This window comes from Pseudomonas imperatae (assembly GCF_057128625.1).
Map to the genome: position 1 here is coordinate 80,189 of NZ_JBSKHP010000026.1, position 18,712 is coordinate 98,900.

Sequence of the window (18,712 nt, forward strand, 5' to 3'; positions counted from 1 at the left end):
ACATCAGTCCCCAGCCGATGCTGCCCACTGCTTCAGGGCGTGGTGTACCCAATCCTGTGACAGGCGCTCCTGCTCCAGCCTGCCAATGCCCAGCTGGCCGTTGCGCAGGCTGTCGAACGTTGCACGCTCGGCGGCGCACAGGCCCGTAGTGGGCATTTGTGCCGGGGCGGGTTCCGCGCAGCCGCGCTGTCGATGGCGCGCAAGCGTTTCGCTGTCCATCAACAGCGCCTGCACGTGAGGTTGATGGCGCCGGGCATCGGCCAGCAGCTTGAAGCCCCAGGTGTCCAGGTCGCCCCAATAGCCGATGCGTTTGCCCTCCAGCCAGGGCGCCCGCAGCCACGCGGTATTGGCGCCGCCGCCACAGACCGCAATGGTGTCTGGCAGCTCGGGCAGTTCGTACCCTGCCTGCAGGTTTTCCACAACGAGGATGTTGCTGGCAGGCAGCGGGTATTCAAGCAACTGCTCCAAGGGCAACTTCAACAGGCCCAGCCCCGCCAGCCTCACCCTGGCGGTTGTGCACAATGGTTTTACCGTGAGCCAGTTCGACGGGGTGGGCCGGCACCCCAGCCATGCTTCCAGGCCGCCCTGCGCAGACACCTGCTGCCCATGACGTTGGTCCAGCAAGGCAACGATCAGCGCCTGGTTGAGCTCCACGAACTTGGTGTCGACGCCCACCAGGGGGATGGCGCGCAGGTAACGCCCCTGGCCAAGCCCACGCTGCAGCTGGGGAATGACCGCTGCCAGCAACCGCACGTCTTCGACCGTCAGCCGCTCCAGGGCAACCAGCTGCCTGATCAGCGCAGGGTAAAGGCTTTCATCCAGCGCCAGCAGTGGTTCAAGGCGCACCTCCCACGCCTTGCTGCGGGCGATGGCGTCATCGCCAAGCACCGTGATCAGTTGTTGCACCGAGCCGATGCGCACCACCACGGGGACTTCACATTCGCCCAACTGGCGGAAGCTGCGGTTCACCCAGGTGACAAGGTCCGGCCAGGGCCAACTGCGCCAGGCGTTGATGTAGGCATGAAACTGCCTGATGTCCGCCAGGGCGAGGGAGCCGGACGGTGGGTTGAGCCTGCACACGATCGGGAATTTGCGCTTGCCTTCCAGGCGCTCGCGTAGCCTGGTGGGATGCTGCCACTCCACCCGGGATAAATGTTCGATGACCTGCTCGGGCATCTTTCCCCACGTATTCATTCAGTCAACTCCGGCTCGATGCCTAGCGCCGCGGCGTCGGCTTCTGCCTTTGCCGCACGGTGCTGCGCCTGTTGCTGGTCGATTTCCTCCCAGGTCATCTCGCACAGCCGGCTTTCATGGCTGAGGGGGTCGCGCTCGGCAATCAACAGCGAACGCGCCGACTCGCGGGCAAGGTTGAGGTTTTTATAGGGTGTGATCAGGTTGACGTGGATCTGCAGCGCCTTGAACACCTTCAACACCCTGCGGCTCACGGCCTCGGCGGTATTGGAAAAGGCCTCGTCGAGGAACACCGTGCAATAGATAGGCTGCTGGCAGCCGTCCGGCGTCAGCACGTAGGCCAGGCTGGCCGCCACAATGGTGCCGGCGAACGATTCTTTCTCGCCCCCGGACTTGCCGCTGGACGAATCCAGGACATCGCGAATCGACCCATCGGCCTTGTCGATTTCTTCGGCAAAGAACGATAGCTGGTAGCGTGAATCGAGCAGGCGCAGGCTCTCCATGGTGCCTGACGTGGCGGGTTGGGTGGCTTTCTGCAACGTCGTGACCAGCGCCTGCAGTTGCTGGAAGCGAGCATCGTGGTCATCGCTGCCGGCGCGTGCCAGCACGCTGGTGAGTTGCTGGTTGAACGCCTTCACATGCTCGAAAATCTCGCTTCTGCTGCCCAGGCGCAGGTGGCTACCCTGCCTGAACTCGGTACGTTCGAGCACGCTGTTGATCGTGTCGATGCGATCGCGAATGTCCTCGCGTTCAGCGTCGATGGCCTGGCGTATCTGCGCCAGCGATTGTGTGGCGTTGCGGTTGAGGCGTTCGCGGAAGCGCTCCACCAGTTCGGGCAGGCCTTCGTTTTCCAGCTGCCCGAGGTAGTCCAGGTACTCGCCCAGCCCCTCGGTGCCGCTGACCCAATCGTTGGCGATGAGCGGCCATTGGCTCTTGAACGTGGCGACGATGCTGCTGGCTTCATTCGACGCGGTCAGTTCGCTGGCTGCGGTCTTTTCCCTGGCCTTGTCGAGGGCTGTACGCTGCTCTCGCTCAAGGCGGGCGGCATCGTCCAGGGAAGCCATCGGCAACGAGCCGATGCGTTGCGTGAGGATGTCGCGGACATCATCGGTGATGCCTGCCTGGACAATGCCGGACAGGGTCAGCAGCTGGCGCCTGGCCTCGTTGCATTGGCTGGTGGCGCTGCCGATGCTCGTGCCGGTAGACGCTTTGTCGGCGCGAAGGGCCTCGCGCGCGTCAACGGACGTTTGCCACTGCGCCTTGGCCAACCCCAGCTCGCTGCGTGGGTCTTCCAGGGCCTGCAGGTCGGCGGCCAGCGTCTCCATGCGCTGCTGGACCGACAGCACGTCAACGGACGCCCATGGGGTGGTGGCAATCGTTTCCCACCGAGTATTGGTTTCAGCCAAGGCGTCCATGGCGGCACGTGCGTCGGCCACCTGTTGGTTCAGCACCTGCTGCTGCGCCTGCAGGGCTGCTTCATCCGCTTCCAGCGCCTGCAGGCGCGCGTGGTTGTTGAAGCCCAGGCACCAGTTTCGAGGATTGTCGATGGCCTGCTGGTCTTTTTTCTCGAACCTGCCCTTGTCCAGGTGGACCAGGCCCTTGATGGTCATGGAAAAAGGGGTGTCGTCCAGCTGTTGCGTGCTGTCCACGCAGTGCAGGTCGAAGCGTGCCAGGTGGTGTTTCAGCCAGTCCCGGTAGGCGTGGGCGCTCCATTCCAGCTTGCGCAGGTAGCCGTCGGGCTTGAACTGCGCGGCGGCCCCGGCCTGGCCCACTACCTGAACGCGGACGTGCAGGCCGGTGTGCCGGCTGTTGAGCCAACGGGTTACCAGGCGAAAATGCTCGCCGTCCACCAGCAGGGTAGTACGCAGGCCGCCCAGCGCCCGCTCGATGGCGCCGCGCCAGGGCGCATGTTCTTCACGCACGTCCAGCAACTCGCCGACAAAGGGCAGGCGGGTGGCCTCCAGCTGCAGGCTGCCCGCCAGTTCGTCGCGGAGCTTCTGGTACGCAGGATCAATGTTGGAGTTGGGCCGAGCCTTGAGTTCGGCGATGTGCGTGGCCAGCGACTTGGCCTGCGCGCGCGCGGTGGTCATTTGGCTGGCGGAGTCTGCGAAGCTGTCCTGGCTGGCTTCGCGCTGCGCCGGGTAGTCGCTGACGAAGGCTTGCGCCCTGGCCTGATGCTGCTGGAAGCTGTCCGCGCCCAGGGCGTCGGCCTGGCCCAGCGCGCGCAAGGTTTCCTGGTAGTGCACGGCGTTGCGCTGGGTATCTCCGAAGCGCTGGCGGGCTTGCTGCACGTCGCGCTTGAGCCCCTCCAGCCGCTCGCCGCCCTGGGATTGGTAGGCGTGATAGAGCATCTGCACGCGCTCGTCGGCGTCCACCAATTGGCTGTCCAACTGGTTTTGCTGCGCCAACAACCGGGCCAATTGTGCCTCCAGGTCAGCCAGGCGAATGCTCCACAAACGATGGCATTGCTCTGCAAAATAGATGGGCAGCGCCACCGCTTCTCTGGTCAGGGCGACCAGTTGCAGCCTCGCCTCGGCAAGTTCATTGCTGACCTGCGGCAGGCGCGCCAGGGTATCGCGCTGCCTGCGGGCTTCAGTCAACTCACGGTGGATGCCTACCAGGTCGTCAAACTCGCGCACCGCCAGCCCGGCATGCTCCTTGACGCTGCTGGGCTCCAGCACCAGGTCGCGGATCAGCCCGGTCAGGTCATCGATTTTCTTCAACCCCAAGGCCCGTGAAAGCAGGGCCGGGGCGTTGCGGTTTTCCATGCGCAGCAGGCGGGTGAAGGCTTCCTGGTACTCGGTAAACGTGGCGAACCACTCAAGCCCTGGCGTCTCGCCCAGATGTTGCTTGAGTGCCCGAACATCGCCCTCGCCAAATTGATGCAGTATTTCTTCCAGTGTGACAGGGCGTTTGCCGATGATGAACAGGCGTTTCAGGCTGTCCGCCGCATTGCTTGCCTGGGTGGTCCAGAACAGCGTGGCCAGCACTATCTCGGAGCCGTCGTCGCCCTTGTAGCAGGCCCGCAGCGCACTGGCGGTGGCGCCGGGGCGCTTGAGCAGTGAGGCGGTGTCATTGCCGTCATGCACCTTGCCGTAGTTGCCGCGAATGTACGACATCAGCGTGCGGTCGGTGCGGTCGCCCTGGGCGGCGGCGATGTTGAACGAAGCTTTGCTGGGGGGCAGCAGCAATGCCATCAGGCCGTCGATCAGGGTAGATTTCCCGGCACCGTTGTCGCCGGTGATCAGGGTGCCGTCAGGGTTGATCAGCGCGGTGTGCAGGCCGTGGAACGAGCCCCAGTTGTAGACCGAAAGCTCGGCCAGACGGATCTGCCCGGTGCCAAACAAATCACCAGGCTGCACGGCATCATGCTCATTCATCGTTATTCTCCTCGGCAGGTGCTGCGGCATCGGGACCCGCCAGGCGCTGGTATTCGACCAGCAGGCGGTCCAGGAAGTCGGCATTCACCACGTAGCGAATAACCGGGGTCACTTCGAAACGGTCGTTGTCACCGCGTACCGTGCTGATCAGGCGTTTTTCGAGCAGGAACTTGGTCGCGCCACTCAACGAGCGGCGCTCGCCGCGGGTGCTTTGAGTCAAGGGCAGGAAGGGTGTCATCAAAGCCTCGATCTGCTCGGTGGCGATGATGATGCGTTGCTCGCCGGCGGTTTCGCGCTCCTGGTAGTACTTGCGCAGCACCAGCAACAGCAAGGTGTCGTACAGGGTCAGGGTGCGTTTGTTGACCATCGAATACTGTTCGTCGGAGTCCGTGTCGTCGAGGTCGTCGTCCTGCTGCAGGAGGATGGCGATGCCCGCGCGGCGGTCGAGGATCAGGTGCAGGAACATCCGCGCCAGGTGCTGGGTGATGGCTGTTTCATGCAGGCACAGTGCGTCGTAGGCCAGGCGCTTCTGGCTGGCCATGACCACGCCCTGGCGCAACAGCAGGACCATCGCCCGGCGGGCTTCCACTGGCATCTCGCTATCGGCCTGGCCCTGCGCCTGCTGCGTTGCAGCGGGCTCATCCGCGGCTTCAAGGGGCGATTCATCTTCTGCTTCGGCGGGGCGAAAGCGGTCGAACAGCGACGAGCCCTGCAGGTTTTTTTCTTCCTGGCTCATAAACCCAGGTCCTCCGGCTTGTCGGGAAAGTTGTCGGCGGCCATCAACAAGTAAGGTACCCGTACGTTGATGCGCTGGCCTGTCCGATCGGTGACGCCGACGCTTTCGCAGCTATCGAGCTCCACGGCCTTGGTGGCCTTGGCGATTCGCACGTAGGCCACCAGCTCCTCCAGGCCGCTGGTGACCGGGCGGTGCGCGGCCACCTGGGCCACTGACAGGGGGCCGTGCCGGGCCAGCAGGGCCCGTAGCGCTTCTGCCAGTTCCAGCACCTTCACGCTGTCGAGATGGTCGAGCATGCCTTGGCTCGCTGCGGTGGCGTTGCGGGTGACGGCCACGTCGCGGGTGTCGACGCGCTCCTCCGGCAAGCGCAGGTGGAGGCTGGAAGGGGAGTGCACCTTGAAACTACCCGTGGGAATGGGCAGGGCGATGGGCTGGCGGAAGTTGAGGTCCAGTTCCTTGAACCCCACCGCCAGGCGTTCAAGTTGCCGCAAGGTGCGTTCCACCGCGCGGCGCTCCTGTTGTGCGCCGCTTTCAACGAAGGCCCGCAGGCTTTCCTCGGTGCGGCGTCGCACCAGGAATATTCGTTCGCTTTCCTTGCTCAGCTCCCGTACCAGATGGCCGAGGTACCGGACTTCGTCGCGCCCAAGGTGGTGCGCGGCCGGCCGCGCCAGGATCGAGCGGATCTGTTCGCGAAATTCGACGATGCGGTTCTGGTCGCACAACAGCCGGTAGAAGCCATCGAAGGCCCGGCCCGCATCGGTCTGCAGCAGCTGGTCTTCATGCTTGAGCAAGGCTTCCACCACCTCGCCGCGGCCTGACTCGGATTCGATCATGCGCACGCGCAGGGTCTGGTCGAGTTGGCGGATCTCGTCTTCGAGACGACGGAAATCGCCGGTGAGCACGGCGGCCAGGTGATACAGGCCACGGATGCGTTCGCGTTGCTCGGCGTCGTTGAGTTGAGTCAGCTCGCCCCGGCGCAGTTGCTCTATCTGCAGGTCCAGCTCGTCGCGGCGGGCCTGCAGCAGGGTGATGCGTTCCTTGGGGTCCGGGCTCAGCGCAGTGGCCAGGTCACGCACAGCGTCCTGGACGATGCGCAGGTGCGAGGCGGTGGCGCTGCTGTCGCGGTGTTCGAGGCTTTGCGCGAAGCGCATGGCCAGTTCGAAAGCGTCGGTGCGGGTCAGCTGGTCATCGTGTTCGCGCAGCCAGCCGGCGTGAATCCAGTTGCGCAGATGAATGCCGGCATTGTCCTGCAGGCCGTACAGTTCCTGCCACAGGGGCAGCTCTGTTTCCAGCGCCACCCGTGCCTTGCCGAACGGCACTTCGCGGTCTTCGTGGAACAGGTCATTGATGAACGCCAGGATGATGGGGGCATGATCCGCGTGCAGCAATCGCCAGGCGGCGTGTTCGGAAAAAAGTCGTCGATACCGGGCTTGCTGCTCATGCACGGACATGGTCGTTCCCTATCGTGATTGCCAGGGCAAAAAGTGCGCTGCAACCGCAACTATGGACCAGCCTTTAGCGCGACGTTGTAGGAGAACGATTAAGTGGTATGGAGAAATTTCCGAGAAGTGTTACCAAACTCGAGCGCACTACCCCTGTAGCAGCGGCCGCAAGGCCGCGTCTTGCACGCCGTGGTGTGCCTGGTGCTACCAGGAGCAAGACGCCGCCTGCGGCAGCTGCTACGGGGTTTGGTTGATCATCAGGTTGAGGTTTTGCACGGCCGCGCCGGCGGCGCCCTTGCCGAGGTTGTCGAAAACCGCTGCCAGCAGCACGTGCTGGCCGTGTTCGAAGACCATCAGGCGCAGGTCGTCGGTGCCGTTGAGCACCTGCGGGTCGAGCAGGGCGAGGGCCTTGCTGTCGGCCAGGGGCATGACGCTGACGTGGCGTTGGCCGGCGTAGTGGTCGGCCAGGCACTGGTGCAGCTGCTGGGCAGAGGCCTTGAGCAGGTGCAGCTGCAGTGGGATGGTCAGCACGATGCCCTGGCGGAACGCGCCGTACGCCGGTACGAACACCGGGCGATGCAGCAGGCCGCTGTGCTGGGCAATTTCCGGCACGTGCTTGTGGGTCAGGCCCAGGCCGTAAACCTGGAACGGCGGCGCCTGGGTGGCGTTCTCGCCTTCGTACTCATCCACCCCGGCGCGGCCCTTGCCCGAGTAGCCCGAGACCGCGTTGATGCTGATCGGGTAGTCCGCCGGCAGCAGGCCGGCCTGCAGCAGCGGGCGCAGCAGGCCGATGGCGCCGGTGGGGTAGCAGCCCGGGTTGCTGACGCGGGTGGCGGTGCGGATGGCCTGGGCCTGGGCGCTGCCCATTTCCGCGAAGCCGTAGGTCCAGCCGGCCTGGGTGCGGTGGGCGGAGCTGGCGTCGATCACCCGCACCGACGGGTTGTGGATGCTGGCCACGGCTTCGCGAGCGGCGTCGTCGGGCAGGCACAGGATGGCCAGGTCGCAGGCATTAATGGCTTCGGCGCGGTGGTGCGGGTCCTTGCGAAAGCGCGGGTCCAGGCGCAGCAGTTGCAGGTCGGTGCGGTGCCGCAGCCGCTGGTGAATCTGCAGGCCGGTGGTGCCCTGGTCGCCGTCGATGAAAATCAGTGGGGTGCTCATGTTTCGCTGCTCGCAAGAAGTGACTGCCGCTATCTTCGATTCATCGGTAGCATAGGGAAAGTTGAATTTGGCAACGGCCACGTTCAGTTTTACTGAAGGTTAACAAAGCATGCGTGAAATCAGCCTGGACCGCCTGCGTACCCTGGTGGTGATCGCCGACCTGGGGTCGTTCGCGGAAGCGGCGCGGGCGCTGAACCTGGCGCCGCCCACGGTCAGCCTGCACATTGCCGGCCTGGAGGCGCGGGTGGGTGGGGCGTTGTTGTCACGGGCGCGCGGGCGGGTGCTGCCCACGGCCATCGGCGAGACGCTGGTGGAGCGTGCCCGGCGGCTGTTGCTGGATGCGCAGCAGGCGCTGGAGGATGTGCAGCGCCAGGTGCAGGGGCTGGCGGGCCGGGTGCGCCTGGGCGCGTCCACCGGGGCGATTGCGCAGCTGCTGCCCCAGGCCCTGGAAACCTTGGGCCAGCGCCACCCCGGCATCGACGTGCAGGTGGCGGTGCTGACGTCCCAGGAAACCCTGCGGCAGCTGACCGCCGGTACGTTGGACATCGGCCTGATTGCCTTGCCGCAGTTGCCGGTCAAGGGCGTGCAGATCCAGCCCTGGCGCCGCGACCCGGTGATGGCGTTCCTGCCGGCGGCCTGGCAGGTGCCCGACGTCGTCACGCCAGCCTGGCTGGCCGCGCAGCCGCTGATCCTCAACGACAGCACCACGCGGCTGTCGCGGCTCACCGCCGAATGGTTCGCCAGTGACGGCCAGCAACCCACGCCGCGTATCCAACTCAATTACAACGATGCGATCAAGAGCCTGGTGGCGGCGGGCTATGGCGCCACGCTGCTGCCCCACGAGGCGTCCACGCCGCTGCCGGACGCGCGCATGCTGATGCGGCCGTTGCAGCCCGAATTGTCCCGGCAATTGGGCATCGTTCATCGTGCCGGTGAAGTCGAAAGGGCGACCCGGCATGTGCTGGAAGTGTTGTGGGCGTTGCAGGTGGAGTAGCGGTGTGGCGGGTCAGGCGACCTTGGCGATGTTGCGGGCCACGCCACGCAAATCGGTTACCGAGGCGGCCAGGCCGCTGAGGTGGCGCTCAATGTAATCGATGTCGGCGGAGTTGTCGGCGTAGGTGGAGTGGCGCAGGAACAGCGCGTGGCCTTGCAGCATGCGTGACAGCGCTTCCAGGTGAGCGGCGGTGTGTTCCAGGTCGTCCTGGATGGTGCCCAGGCGTTCGATGTGCATGGTAATGACTCCGATACTGAAGGCCGTGATTCACTCACTGCCCTGATGCCTTTTCTATCGGCAGGGGCGGGGCGAACTCCAGTAAATTCGGGTATCGGAAGCATTTCGGCGGTGTATGGCGCCTGACACGAATGATGTCATGGCGCCATGCATGGGCCGGATTACATGTTCGGGTAGGTGGGGCCGCCGCCGCCTTCCGGGGTCACCCAGGTGATGTTCTGCGAAGGGTCCTTGATGTCGCAGGTCTTGCAGTGCACGCAGTTCTGGGCGTTGATCTGGAAGCGCTTCTCGCCGTCTTCCTGGGTGATGACTTCGTACACGCCCGCCGGGCAGTAGCGCTGCGCCGGTTCATCGTAGAGCGGCAGGTTGGTGCTGATCGGGATGCTCGGGTCCTTCAGCTTCAGGTGGCAGGGTTGTTCCTCTTCATGGTTGGTGCTGGAGAGGAATACCGAGCTCAGCTTGTCGAAGCTCAGCTTGCCGTCGGGCTTGGGATAGTCGATTTTCTTCGAGTCCTTCGCCAGCTTCATGCACGCGTAGTCGGGCTTGGTGTCGTGCAGGGTGAAGGGGATCTTGCCGCCGAAGATGTTCTGGTCGATGTAGTTGAACGCACCGCCCAGCACCGCGCCCCACTTGTGGATGGCGGGGCCGAAGTTACGGCTGGCGAACAGCTCTTCATACAGCCAGCTGGCCTTGAAGCCGTCGACGTAGCCGGTCAGCAGGTCGCCGCCCTCGGCGCCGGCCAGCAGCTTTTCGGCCACCGCGTCGGCGGCCAGCATGCCGGACTTCATGGCGGTGTGGCTGCCCTTGATCTTGGCGAAGTTCAGGGTGCCCAGGTCGCAGCCGATCAGCGCGCCGCCGTTGAAGACCATCTTCGGCAGCGAGTTCAGGCCGCCCTTGCAGATGGCACGGGCGCCGTAGCTGATGCGCTTGCCGCCTTCCAGGTACTGGCTGATGACCGGGTGGTGCTTGAGGCGCTGGAACTCGTCGAACGGCGACAGGTAGGGGTTGCCGTAGGACAGGTCGACGATCAGGCCTACAACGACCTGGTTGTTTTCCAGGTGGTAGAGGAACGAGCCACCGGTGTTCTCGGTGCCCATGATGTCCATCGGCCAGCCGGCGGTGTGCACCACCAGGCCCTGCTCGTGCTTGGCCGGGTCGACTTCCCAGATTTCCTTGAGGCCGATGCCGTAGTGCTGGGCGTCGGCGTCGCTGTCCAGGTTGAAGCGCTTGATCAGTTGCTTGCCGATGTGCCCGCGGCAGCCCTCGGCGAACAGCGTGTACTTGCCACGCAGTTCCATGCCGGGGGTGTACATGCCGTCTTTCGGGTGGCCTTCGCGGTCCACGCCCATGTCGCCGGTGAGGATGCCGCGCACGGTGCCGTTTTCGTCGATCAGCGCTTCCTGGGCAGCGAAGCCTGGGTACACTTCCACGCCCAGGTTCTCGGCCTGCTGGGCCAGCCAGCGGCACAGGTTGCCCAGGGAGATGATGTAGTTGCCTTCGTTGTGCATGGTCTTGGGCACGAACGCGCCGGGCACCTTGCTGGCGCTCTCGGCGTTTTTCAGCACGTAGATGTCATCGCGCTTGACCGGGGTGTTCAGCGGCGCGCCCAGCTCTTTCCAATCCGGGAACAGCTCGTTCAGCGCGCGGGGTTCGAACACCGCGCCGGAGAGAATGTGGGCGCCTACCTCGGAGCCTTTTTCCACCACGCAGACGCTGATTTCCTGGCCCGCTGCAGCAGCTTTCTGCTTCAGGCGGCAGGCGGCGGACAGGCCAGCGGGGCCGGCCCCGACGATGACCACGTCGAATTCCATGTATTCGCGTTCCACAGGTTCTCTCCTACTCAAGGCTCACAGTTTTTTCTAATGGCGTTGCGCTTTCTGGCGTGGGGTGCGGTGTAGCACACCCGTGGACGCACTACAGGGCAATCTCTTTGGCCGCGCATTATATCTACACCACCGGCAGGGTCCAATACAAACGTTTGTTTGAATTTGTCCCAGGCCAGTAAATTCGCTGGGGGCGGGGGCATGACCGACGGGTTCCGGTTGTTGACCGGTCCGGGCGTAGCGGTCAAGATACGGGCGGTTTTGCATTTGCCGCAGGTTGTCCTGAGGCTGCAAGAGCATCTCTAAAAGCCAGGCCAGAGCCGCGCAGGCACGCCTTGCCCCTGTTGTAGTGGAGTTTACACGTCGCCACCGCCCGTGACTGCCCGGTTTTGCCGCTAAGTCATTGAATTCAGGGAGCAATGCTAAATTAAGCGGGCTCGCCGTCGTTTTTAAAGGTGCCCTTGTGCCCACTGAGCATCGCCTGGCCTGCCGGGCGACATTCTTTTCACCGGAGAGTAACGAGGAATCCATGAAGGTTCTTGTAGCTGTCAAACGAGTGGTCGACTACAACGTCAAGGTCCGTGTCAAAGCGGACAACTCCGGCGTCGATCTCGCCAACGTCAAGATGTCCATGAACCCCTTCTGCGAAATCGCCGTGGAAGAGGCCGTGCGTCTGAAAGAGAAGGGCGTCGCGTCTGAAATCGTCGTCGTCACCATTGGCCCGGCCACTGCGCAGGAACAACTGCGTACCGCCCTGGCCCTGGGCGCCGACCGCGCCATCCTGGTGGAAGCCGCCGAAGAACTGAACTCCCTGGCCGTGGCCAAGCTGCTCAAGGCCGTTGTCGACAAGGAACAGCCTCAGCTGGTGATCCTGGGCAAACAGGCCATCGACAGCGACAACAACCAGACCGGCCAGATGCTGGCGGCGCTGACCGGCTTCGGCCAGGGCACCTTCGCCTCCAAGGTGGACGTGGCTGGCGACAAGGTCAATGTCACCCGTGAAATCGACGGCGGCCTGCAGACCGTTGCGCTGAACCTGCCCGCCATCGTCACCACCGACCTGCGCCTGAACGAGCCTCGCTACGCTTCGCTGCCTAACATCATGAAGGCCAAGAAGAAGCCGCTGGAAACCGTGACCCCGGACGCCCTGGGTGTTTCCGTGGCTTCCACCAACAAGACCATCAAGGTTGAAGCCCCGGCTGCCCGCAGCGCTGGCATCAAGGTCAAGTCGGTTGCAGAACTGGTCGAGAAACTGAAAAACGAAGCGAAGGTAATCTAAATGACTATCCTGGTTATCGCTGAACACGAGAATGGTGCCGTAGCCCCGGCTACCCTGAACACCGTCGCAGCTGCCGCGAAAATCGGTGGTGATGTGCATGTGCTGGTGGCTGGCCAAGGCGTTGGCGCCGTGGCAGAAGCTGCCGCCAAGATTGCCGGCGTGGCAAAAGTGCTGGTGGCCGACAACGCTGCCTACGCGCACTTCCTGCCGGAAAACGTTGCGCCGCTGGTGGTCGAACTGGCCAAGGCCTACAGCCACGTGCTGGCCCCGGCTACCTCCAACGGCAAGAACGTGCTGCCGCGCGTCGCTGCCCAGCTGGACGTCGACCAGATCTCCGAGATCATCTCGGTGGAATCGGCTGACACCTTCAAGCGTCCGATCTACGCCGGCAACGCCATTGCCACCGTGCAATCGAACGCTGCCATCAAGGTCATCACCGTGCGCGCCACCGGCTTCGACGCCGTTGCCGCCGAAGGTGGCTCGGCTGCCATCGAAGCCGTGGGCGCTGCCCATGATGCCGGCAAATCGGCGTTCGTTGGCGAAGAGCTGGCCAAGTCCGACCGCCCTGAGCTGACCGCTGCCAAGATCGTCGTTTCCGGCGGCCGCGGCATGCAGAACGGCGACAACTTCAAGCACCTGTACGCCCTGGCCGACAAGCTGGGCGCCGCCGTCGGTGCCTCGCGCGCCGCCGTGGACGCAGGCTTCGTGCCCAACGACATGCAGGTCGGCCAGACCGGCAAGATCGTTGCGCCACAGCTGTACATCGCCGTCGGTATCTCCGGCGCGATCCAGCACCTGGCGGGCATGAAGGACTCCAAGGTGATCGTTGCGATCAACAAGGACGAAGAGGCGCCGATCTTCCAGGTGGCCGACTACGGCCTGGTGGCTGACCTGTTCGAAGCGGTGCCCGAGTTGGAAAAGCTGGTCTGATCCAGCTGCTTCACTTATAAAAGAGCCCGGTCCGATGACCGGGCTTTTTTATGTGTGGAAGTTGGAAGGATTAACGATGAAGCGAGCCTTGAGAATGGGCGCCTGGGCAATCGCCATGTTGCTGCCCACCCTGGCCAGCGCCGCCGGCACCTGCGAGCGCCTGGTGGCCACCGGCAGCCCGGATGCGCAGCCCTTTTCGTGGCGCGACCCGGATGACCCCACCCACCTGATCGGCGCCAACGTCGACCAGCTCAAGCGCATTGGCGACGAGCTGGGCATCAAGATCGACGTGCTGTACAGCGGCCGCCGCTCCCAGGCCCTGGAAGAGGTGCGCAGCGGGCGCATGGACCTGCTGGTGGACGCCCCGATGGCCTTCGACCAGTTGGAAACCCTGGACTACATCCACCCGCGCATGGCGCTCAACGATTACCTGGTGTGGACCCGCAAGGGCTCGGCAATGGTCTACCACACCGTGGGCGACCTGCACGGCCATGCCGGCGCGGTGTCGGCGCGGGCGCGCCTGGGTGCCTCGTTCAAGCGCTTCGCCGACGAGAACCTGAGCCTGACCGCCGCCGAGTCGCTGACCGCGGCCTTCCAGCAATTGATGCTGGGCAAGGTCGAGTACGTGGTAGCGGGGCGCTACGCCGGCCAGGCCGTGTCCCAGACCCTGGGGCTGGGTAATGACGTGGTCGCCCACGAGACACCGTTGGACCGCCCGGGGCTGTACCTGGCGCTGTCGCACAATTCGGCCTGCAATGACCCCTGGCTGCGCGGACAGCTGGCGAAAAAGATGACAGAATTGCCCGCGTCCGGCCAAGCCGAGGCGGTGCTGCAGCGTAATGTCGAACGGTGGAAGGCGAGCTTGCAGCAACCGCGCGTGCCGCAACCGGCCAGTGCCCCAAACCAGTAGGGAATCCGTGTGAGAATTCAAGCTTTGACCGCCGTCGTGGCGGTGCTGGCCCTGGCCGGGTGTGCCAGCGACCCGGCCCCCGTCGAGCAACTGCGCCTGACCGAGCAGGCCGTGGACCAGGCGCGTGCCGTGGGTGCCACCGATGAGGTGGATGAGATGAAACTGGCCAGCGACAAGCTCGCCAGCGCCCTGGCCGCCAACGGCAGCCAGTCGTACCGCCAGGCCCGCCTGCTGGCCGAGCAGGCCGAACTGGACGCACGCCTGGCCGAGGCCCGGGTGCTCACCGAGAAGAGCCAGGAGCAGCTGACCCAGGTCAACACCCGTATCGTGCGCCTGCACAAGCAGCTGGGGGAAGTGCAATGAGCCTGTCTACACGCGTGGGCGGTGGCCTGATTGCCCTGGGTTGCCTGGGCCTGTTCGGTTGTGCCAGCCATGCCGGTGCGCCAGCGGTGACTTTGCAGCAGGCCAGCGCCAGCTTCCAGACGGTCAAGGACGATGCCGACGTGCTGCGCGCCGCGCCGCGCGACGTGATCCGCGCCGGCGAGTCGCTGTCGCGTGCCGAGCGCCTGGCCAACTACTGGGGCAGTGGCGACGACGTGGCGCAGTATGCCTACCTCAGCCAGCGCTACAGCGAGATCGCCCGCGAGCACACCCAACTGGTGCTGAACAAGGAAAAACTCGCCAAGCAGGACCTGGAGCGCCAGCGCCTGCAGCTGGCCCTGCGTGAGTCCAAGCTCAACAGCGTGCAGCAGCAGGGCAAGGCGCTTGAAGAGCAGTTTGTCAGCATGGCCACCACCGAGACCGACCGCGGCCTGGTGCTGACCCTGGGCGACGTGCTGTTCGACAGCGGCGAGGCGGACCTGAAGCCGTCGGCCAACCGCATGATTCTCAAGCTGGTGCAGTTCCTGCAACTCAACCCCAAGCGCGTGGTGCGCATCGAGGGCTACACCGACAACACCGGCGACAGCGACTTCAACCTGGGGCTGTCCAAGGACCGCGCGCAGACCGTGGCCGACACCTTGGTGGACCTGGGCATCGACGACAAGCGCATCCAGGTGCAGGGTTATGGCGACCAGTACCCCGTGGAAGCCAACGCGTCGGAGCGGGGCAGGGCGATGAACCGCCGTGTCGAGATCGTGTTCTCCGACGAGAAGGGCGTGCTCGGCGCCGCCCGCTGAACCACCCGTAGCAGCGGCCACAGGCCGCGTCCGGCCGCGCCGCGCCAGGTAAGGCGTGCGCGGTGAGGCTGGACGCGGCCTGTGGCCGCTGCTACGGGGGCATAATCCCCTCGCAATCGCGCAACTGTCCCCGTACACTTTTCAACTGTTCCGGTACTAAAATCAAAAAACCGCCTGATCAGTCGAGAAGCCCCGCATGACCAGTCTTCTGCTCTACCAGCGCATCGCTCAGCAACTGGCCGAGGATATACGCCGTGGCGTCTACCAGCCGGGGGAGCGGGTGCCGTCGGTGCGCAAGATGAGTTCGCAGCTCAACGTGAGCCATGCCACGGTGCTGCAGGCCTACGCCAACCTCGAGGATCAGGGGCTGATCCGCGCCCGGCCGCAGTCGGGCTACTACGTGCACCAGACCCCGGCGCTGACCGCGCCGACCCCGGACATCGCCCGCGTGGAGCGGCCCGGCCTGGTGACCCGGGCCAGCATCATCCAGCAGGTGCTGGTGGAATCACGCCGCGAAGGGGTGTTCCCGCTGGGGGCTGCCGTGCCCCACGTGGACTATTTGCCGGTGCGCGCCCTGCACCAGCAGATCGCCAAGGTCACGCGTTTCCATAGTCCGCGGGCGTTCAGCTACATGTTCAGCCCCGGTTTCGAGCCGCTGCGCCGGCAGGTGGCGATTCGTATGCGCGACGCCGGCGTGGTGGTCGACCCTTCCGAGGTGGTGATCACCCATGGCTGCGTGGATGCGCTGCAGATGTCCCTGCGCGTGCTGACCCGCCCCGGCGACCTGATCGCCGCCGAATCGCCTACCTATTATGGCCTGTTGCAACTGGCTGACCTGCTGGGCCTGAAGGTCATCGAGATTCCCAGCGACCCCTCCACGGGTATCAGCCTGGAAGCCTTGCAGCTGGCGGCCAACCAGTGGTCGATCAAGGCCCTGGTGCTGACCCCGCGGCTGAGCAACCCGCTGGGCGGCACCATGCCCGAAGAGCGCATGAAGCAGCTGTTGCGCCTGGCCTCGGACTTCGATATCCAGATCGTCGAGGATGATATCTATGGCGAGCTGATGTTCGAGCAGGGCAAGACCAAGGCGCTCAAGGCCTACGACCGCCTGGGCCACGTGATCTACTGTTCCAGTTTCTCCAAGACCTTGTCGCCTGGCGTGCGCATCGGCTGGATGATCGCCGGCAAGTACCAGGCGGAAATCCAGCGGCTGCAGACCTTCACCACCCATTCGGCGTGCAGCGTGACGCAGATGGGCATCGCCAGCTACCTGGAAAACGGCGGTTACGACCGCCACCTGCGCTACATCCGCCATGAATACCGCAAGAACCTCAGCGCTTATCAGCTGGCCGTGCAGCAGTACTTCCCCGATGGCACGCAGATCACCCGGCCGCTGGGTGGCTTCATCCTCTGGGTGAGCCTGCCGGGGCGGGTCAATACCCAGGAATTGCACGTGCGGGCGCTGGAGCAGGGTATCAGCATTGCTCCCGGCCTGATCTTCAGCAACACCGAGCAATTCAACCACTGCATCCGCCTGAACTGCGGCATGCCGTGGAACAAGGAGGCGGAGCGGGCGCTGATGACCCTGGGCCTGCTGGCAGGGCAACTGTGCCAGGAGGTGGCGAGCGGCCAGTTTTACTAAGGATTTACGTTCTGTTACCGCTCGGGGACTTGCCAGCGAGCCCTCTAGCGGGGAGCATATAGCCTTGTGCTGCCATTTCTGCCTGTGTCTATGAATGCCTTGCGTTGTATCGGACTGCTTGTGCTGTGCCTGGGATCGGGCATGGCGTGTGCGCAATCGTTACCCTCCACCGAACCTTTTCCGTTGCTGGCCCAGGCGGACGGCGCGCACGCGGCCGTGAAGAAGGCGCCGGTGAAGAAGGCTGCGCCCGTGGTCAAGAAGCCGGTGGCCAAGGCCAAGCCGGTGAAGAAGCCGGTCGCCAGCAAGACCAAGGCACGCAAGGACGCCGATGCCGTGGCGGCCGACCTGCCCAAGGCGAAGCTGGACCTGTCCTTGCCCAAGGCCATGGTCAACACGCTGGAGCCTGCGAAGAAAACCGAGGCCCAGGCCCCAGCCAGGGATCAGGCGCTGCTGCCGTCCTATTTCGACGAAAAGAAAACCGAGGACTTCCAGCTCAACGGTCGCTTGCTCAGCAACGAACTGCAGCTGCAGCGGCGCAACGAAAACACCCGTGAAGTGGAAGGCGCGGCGCTGGATTTCCAATTCAAGCAGTAATCGGACGGGCGGTTGGCAGCATCGCCCTGTCGAAAATCCTTCCGGGCCAATTTCAAACGCCTGTTTAAGCGGTTACTATCCCCCTACACCCGATTCATTGCCTGACGTGAGGTTCGTGTCGTCATGATGTGCCGTGAAGGCTGTGGCGCCTGCTGTATAGCCCCTTCCATTTCCTCTCCCATTCCGGGCATGCCCAACGGCAAGCCTGCCGGCGAGCGCTGCGTGCAGCTCGATGCGCGCAACCTGTGCCAGCTGTTCGGCCGCCCGGAGCGCCCCGCGGTGTGTGGCGGGTTCCAGGCGGACCCGGAAGTGTGCGGCGAGACGGACGCCCAGGCGATACAGTTGCTGGGGTGGTGGGAGCAGATGACATCTGTAGCCTGACGGGCGGTGAGGGCGGTGTACCTTCTGGACTATAAGGAAAAATAATTATGGGTTCGCTGCATCGTTTGGCTGTTGTATGTGGATTGACGGCGCTGGTCGCCACCGCGGTGCATGCCGAGGACTGGCAGACGGCCAAGGACGAAGACGGTATCAAGGTGTCGCTGGCCGTGGTGCCGGGCTCCGATTACAAGGCTTACCGTGGCGTGACCACCATCAAGGCGTCGATCGCCAAGATTCGCGCCCTGCAGGAAGACGTGGCTGGCGCGTGTACCTGGACCCACGAGTGCAAGCTGCAGAAGCTGCTCAAGCACGAGGGTGACAAGGCCTGGACCTACACCCAGTTCAACACGCCGTGGCCGGTGACCCCGCGTGACTCGGTGCTGGAAATCACCACAGTGCAGGGCGCCGATGGCAGCCTGACCCGCAACCTGGAGGAGGTGCCGACCTACCTGCCGCCCGAGAAAGGCTTCGTGCGCGTGGCCCAGGTGCAGGGCTTCTGGAAACTGGTGCCCAAGGGTGCGGACAGTACCGAAGTGACCTACCAGGTGCACACCGAGCCGGGTGGTAGCGTGCCGTCGTTCGTGGCGAACAAGTTTGTGGTCGAGGCACCGTTCAACACCCTGAAAGAGCTGCGTACCAAGGCTGAGCAGTAAGGTTGCAGCTGCATCGGCATCACTGCAAACCGCTCTTGATCTTGATCCCGTGAGGCCTTTGATCTTGATTGTGTGCCCCATTAAGCGCCAGGGCCGACTGGAGGCGGCGAGCAAGCGGTCCGAGGCGGAGCCGAGGAAGACGGAACCGGAGACGCTTCTATTCCGGGCCGTCGTCCGCTTGATC

General features: G+C 64.2%; 17 protein-coding genes. 10 read left to right on the forward strand and 7 right to left on the reverse strand.

Annotated elements, in window-relative coordinates; translation table 11 throughout:
• Positions 1-3 precede the first annotated feature (3 nt).
• The 5 genes from ACWKWX_RS26265 to argC all read right to left on the reverse strand — a co-directional run bounded on the left by ACWKWX_RS26265 (position 4) and on the right by argC (position 7,907).
• Positions 4-1,194 (reverse strand): Wadjet anti-phage system protein JetD domain-containing protein, encoded by a 1,191-nt coding sequence (locus ACWKWX_RS26265; protein ID WP_483829296.1) that lies wholly within the window; start codon positions 1,192-1,194, stop codon positions 4-6.
• The gene (locus ACWKWX_RS26270; RefSeq protein ID WP_483829297.1) at positions 1,191-4,571 is read right to left on the reverse strand and encodes an ATP-binding protein; all 3,381 of its coding nucleotides are present in this window, start codon (positions 4,569-4,571) and stop codon (positions 1,191-1,193) included. The genes ACWKWX_RS26265 and ACWKWX_RS26270 overlap by 4 nt, the downstream gene beginning before the upstream one ends.
• Positions 4,564-5,307, reverse strand: coding sequence for a DUF4194 domain-containing protein (locus ACWKWX_RS26275; RefSeq protein WP_483829298.1), 744 nt, complete (start codon positions 5,305-5,307; stop codon positions 4,564-4,566). The genes ACWKWX_RS26270 and ACWKWX_RS26275 overlap by 8 nt, the downstream gene beginning before the upstream one ends.
• Positions 5,304-6,758, reverse strand: coding sequence for a DUF3375 domain-containing protein (locus ACWKWX_RS26280; RefSeq protein ID WP_483829299.1), 1,455 nt, complete (start codon positions 6,756-6,758; stop codon positions 5,304-5,306). Before ACWKWX_RS26280 ends, ACWKWX_RS26275 begins: the two co-directional genes overlap by 4 nt.
• A gap of 228 nt (positions 6,759-6,986) precedes the next feature.
• Positions 6,987-7,907, reverse strand: a complete 921-nt coding sequence (argC, locus tag ACWKWX_RS26285) for an N-acetyl-gamma-glutamyl-phosphate reductase (RefSeq protein WP_483829300.1) — start codon at positions 7,905-7,907, stop codon at positions 6,987-6,989.
• A 109-nt stretch (positions 7,908-8,016) separates the two neighbouring features.
• Between argC and ACWKWX_RS26290 the strand changes: the two genes are divergently transcribed.
• Positions 8,017-8,901 carry a LysR family transcriptional regulator gene (locus ACWKWX_RS26290; protein WP_483829301.1) on the forward strand — a complete coding sequence of 295 codons (885 nt, stop codon included), beginning with the start codon at positions 8,017-8,019 and terminating at the stop codon, positions 8,899-8,901.
• Between the two features lie 12 nt (positions 8,902-8,913).
• Here ACWKWX_RS26290 and ACWKWX_RS26295 read toward each other — a convergent pair whose 3' ends face one another.
• Both ACWKWX_RS26295 and ACWKWX_RS26300 read right to left on the reverse strand, forming a co-directional pair.
• Complete coding sequence (locus ACWKWX_RS26295; RefSeq protein WP_416423258.1) at positions 8,914-9,138, reverse strand: hypothetical protein; 225 nt, start codon at positions 9,136-9,138, stop codon at positions 8,914-8,916.
• A 161-nt stretch (positions 9,139-9,299) separates the two neighbouring features.
• Entirely contained in the window at positions 9,300-10,964 is a 1,665-nt protein-coding gene (locus tag ACWKWX_RS26300; protein ID WP_416423259.1) for an electron transfer flavoprotein-ubiquinone oxidoreductase, read from the reverse strand.
• A 526-nt stretch (positions 10,965-11,490) separates the two neighbouring features.
• Here ACWKWX_RS26300 and ACWKWX_RS26305 point away from each other — a divergent pair.
• From ACWKWX_RS26305 to ACWKWX_RS26345, 9 genes are all read left to right on the forward strand, one after another.
• Positions 11,491-12,240 carry an electron transfer flavoprotein subunit beta/FixA family protein gene (locus ACWKWX_RS26305; RefSeq protein ID WP_416423260.1) on the forward strand — a complete coding sequence of 250 codons (750 nt, stop codon included), beginning with the start codon at positions 11,491-11,493 and terminating at the stop codon, positions 12,238-12,240.
• Entirely contained in the window at positions 12,241-13,170 is a 930-nt protein-coding gene (locus ACWKWX_RS26310; protein ID WP_416423261.1) for an electron transfer flavoprotein subunit alpha/FixB family protein, read from the forward strand.
• 94 nt (positions 13,171-13,264) lie between these two features.
• The gene (locus ACWKWX_RS26315; protein ID WP_416423262.1) at positions 13,265-14,080 is read left to right on the forward strand and encodes a substrate-binding periplasmic protein; all 816 of its coding nucleotides are present in this window, start codon (positions 13,265-13,267) and stop codon (positions 14,078-14,080) included.
• A 9-nt stretch (positions 14,081-14,089) separates the two neighbouring features.
• The gene (locus ACWKWX_RS26320; protein WP_416423263.1) at positions 14,090-14,443 is read left to right on the forward strand and encodes a DUF4398 domain-containing protein; all 354 of its coding nucleotides are present in this window, start codon (positions 14,090-14,092) and stop codon (positions 14,441-14,443) included.
• Positions 14,440-15,258, forward strand: coding sequence for an OmpA family protein (locus tag ACWKWX_RS26325; RefSeq protein ID WP_416423264.1), 819 nt, complete (start codon positions 14,440-14,442; stop codon positions 15,256-15,258). The genes ACWKWX_RS26320 and ACWKWX_RS26325 overlap by 4 nt, the downstream gene beginning before the upstream one ends.
• Before the next feature lie 196 nt (positions 15,259-15,454).
• On the forward strand, positions 15,455-16,900 hold the full coding sequence (locus ACWKWX_RS26330) for an aminotransferase-like domain-containing protein (RefSeq protein WP_473005928.1): 1,446 nt from the start codon (positions 15,455-15,457) through the stop codon (positions 16,898-16,900).
• Between the two features lie 141 nt (positions 16,901-17,041).
• Positions 17,042-17,494 carry a translation initiation factor 2 gene (locus tag ACWKWX_RS26335; protein ID WP_416423266.1) on the forward strand — a complete coding sequence of 151 codons (453 nt, stop codon included), beginning with the start codon at positions 17,042-17,044 and terminating at the stop codon, positions 17,492-17,494.
• A gap of 123 nt (positions 17,495-17,617) precedes the next feature.
• Entirely contained in the window at positions 17,618-17,875 is a 258-nt protein-coding gene (locus ACWKWX_RS26340; RefSeq protein ID WP_416423267.1) for a YkgJ family cysteine cluster protein, read from the forward strand.
• Positions 17,876-17,922: 47 nt separating this feature from the next.
• Positions 17,923-18,528 (forward strand): START domain-containing protein, encoded by a 606-nt coding sequence (locus ACWKWX_RS26345; RefSeq protein WP_416423268.1) that lies wholly within the window; start codon positions 17,923-17,925, stop codon positions 18,526-18,528.
• Positions 18,529-18,712 lie beyond the last annotated feature (184 nt).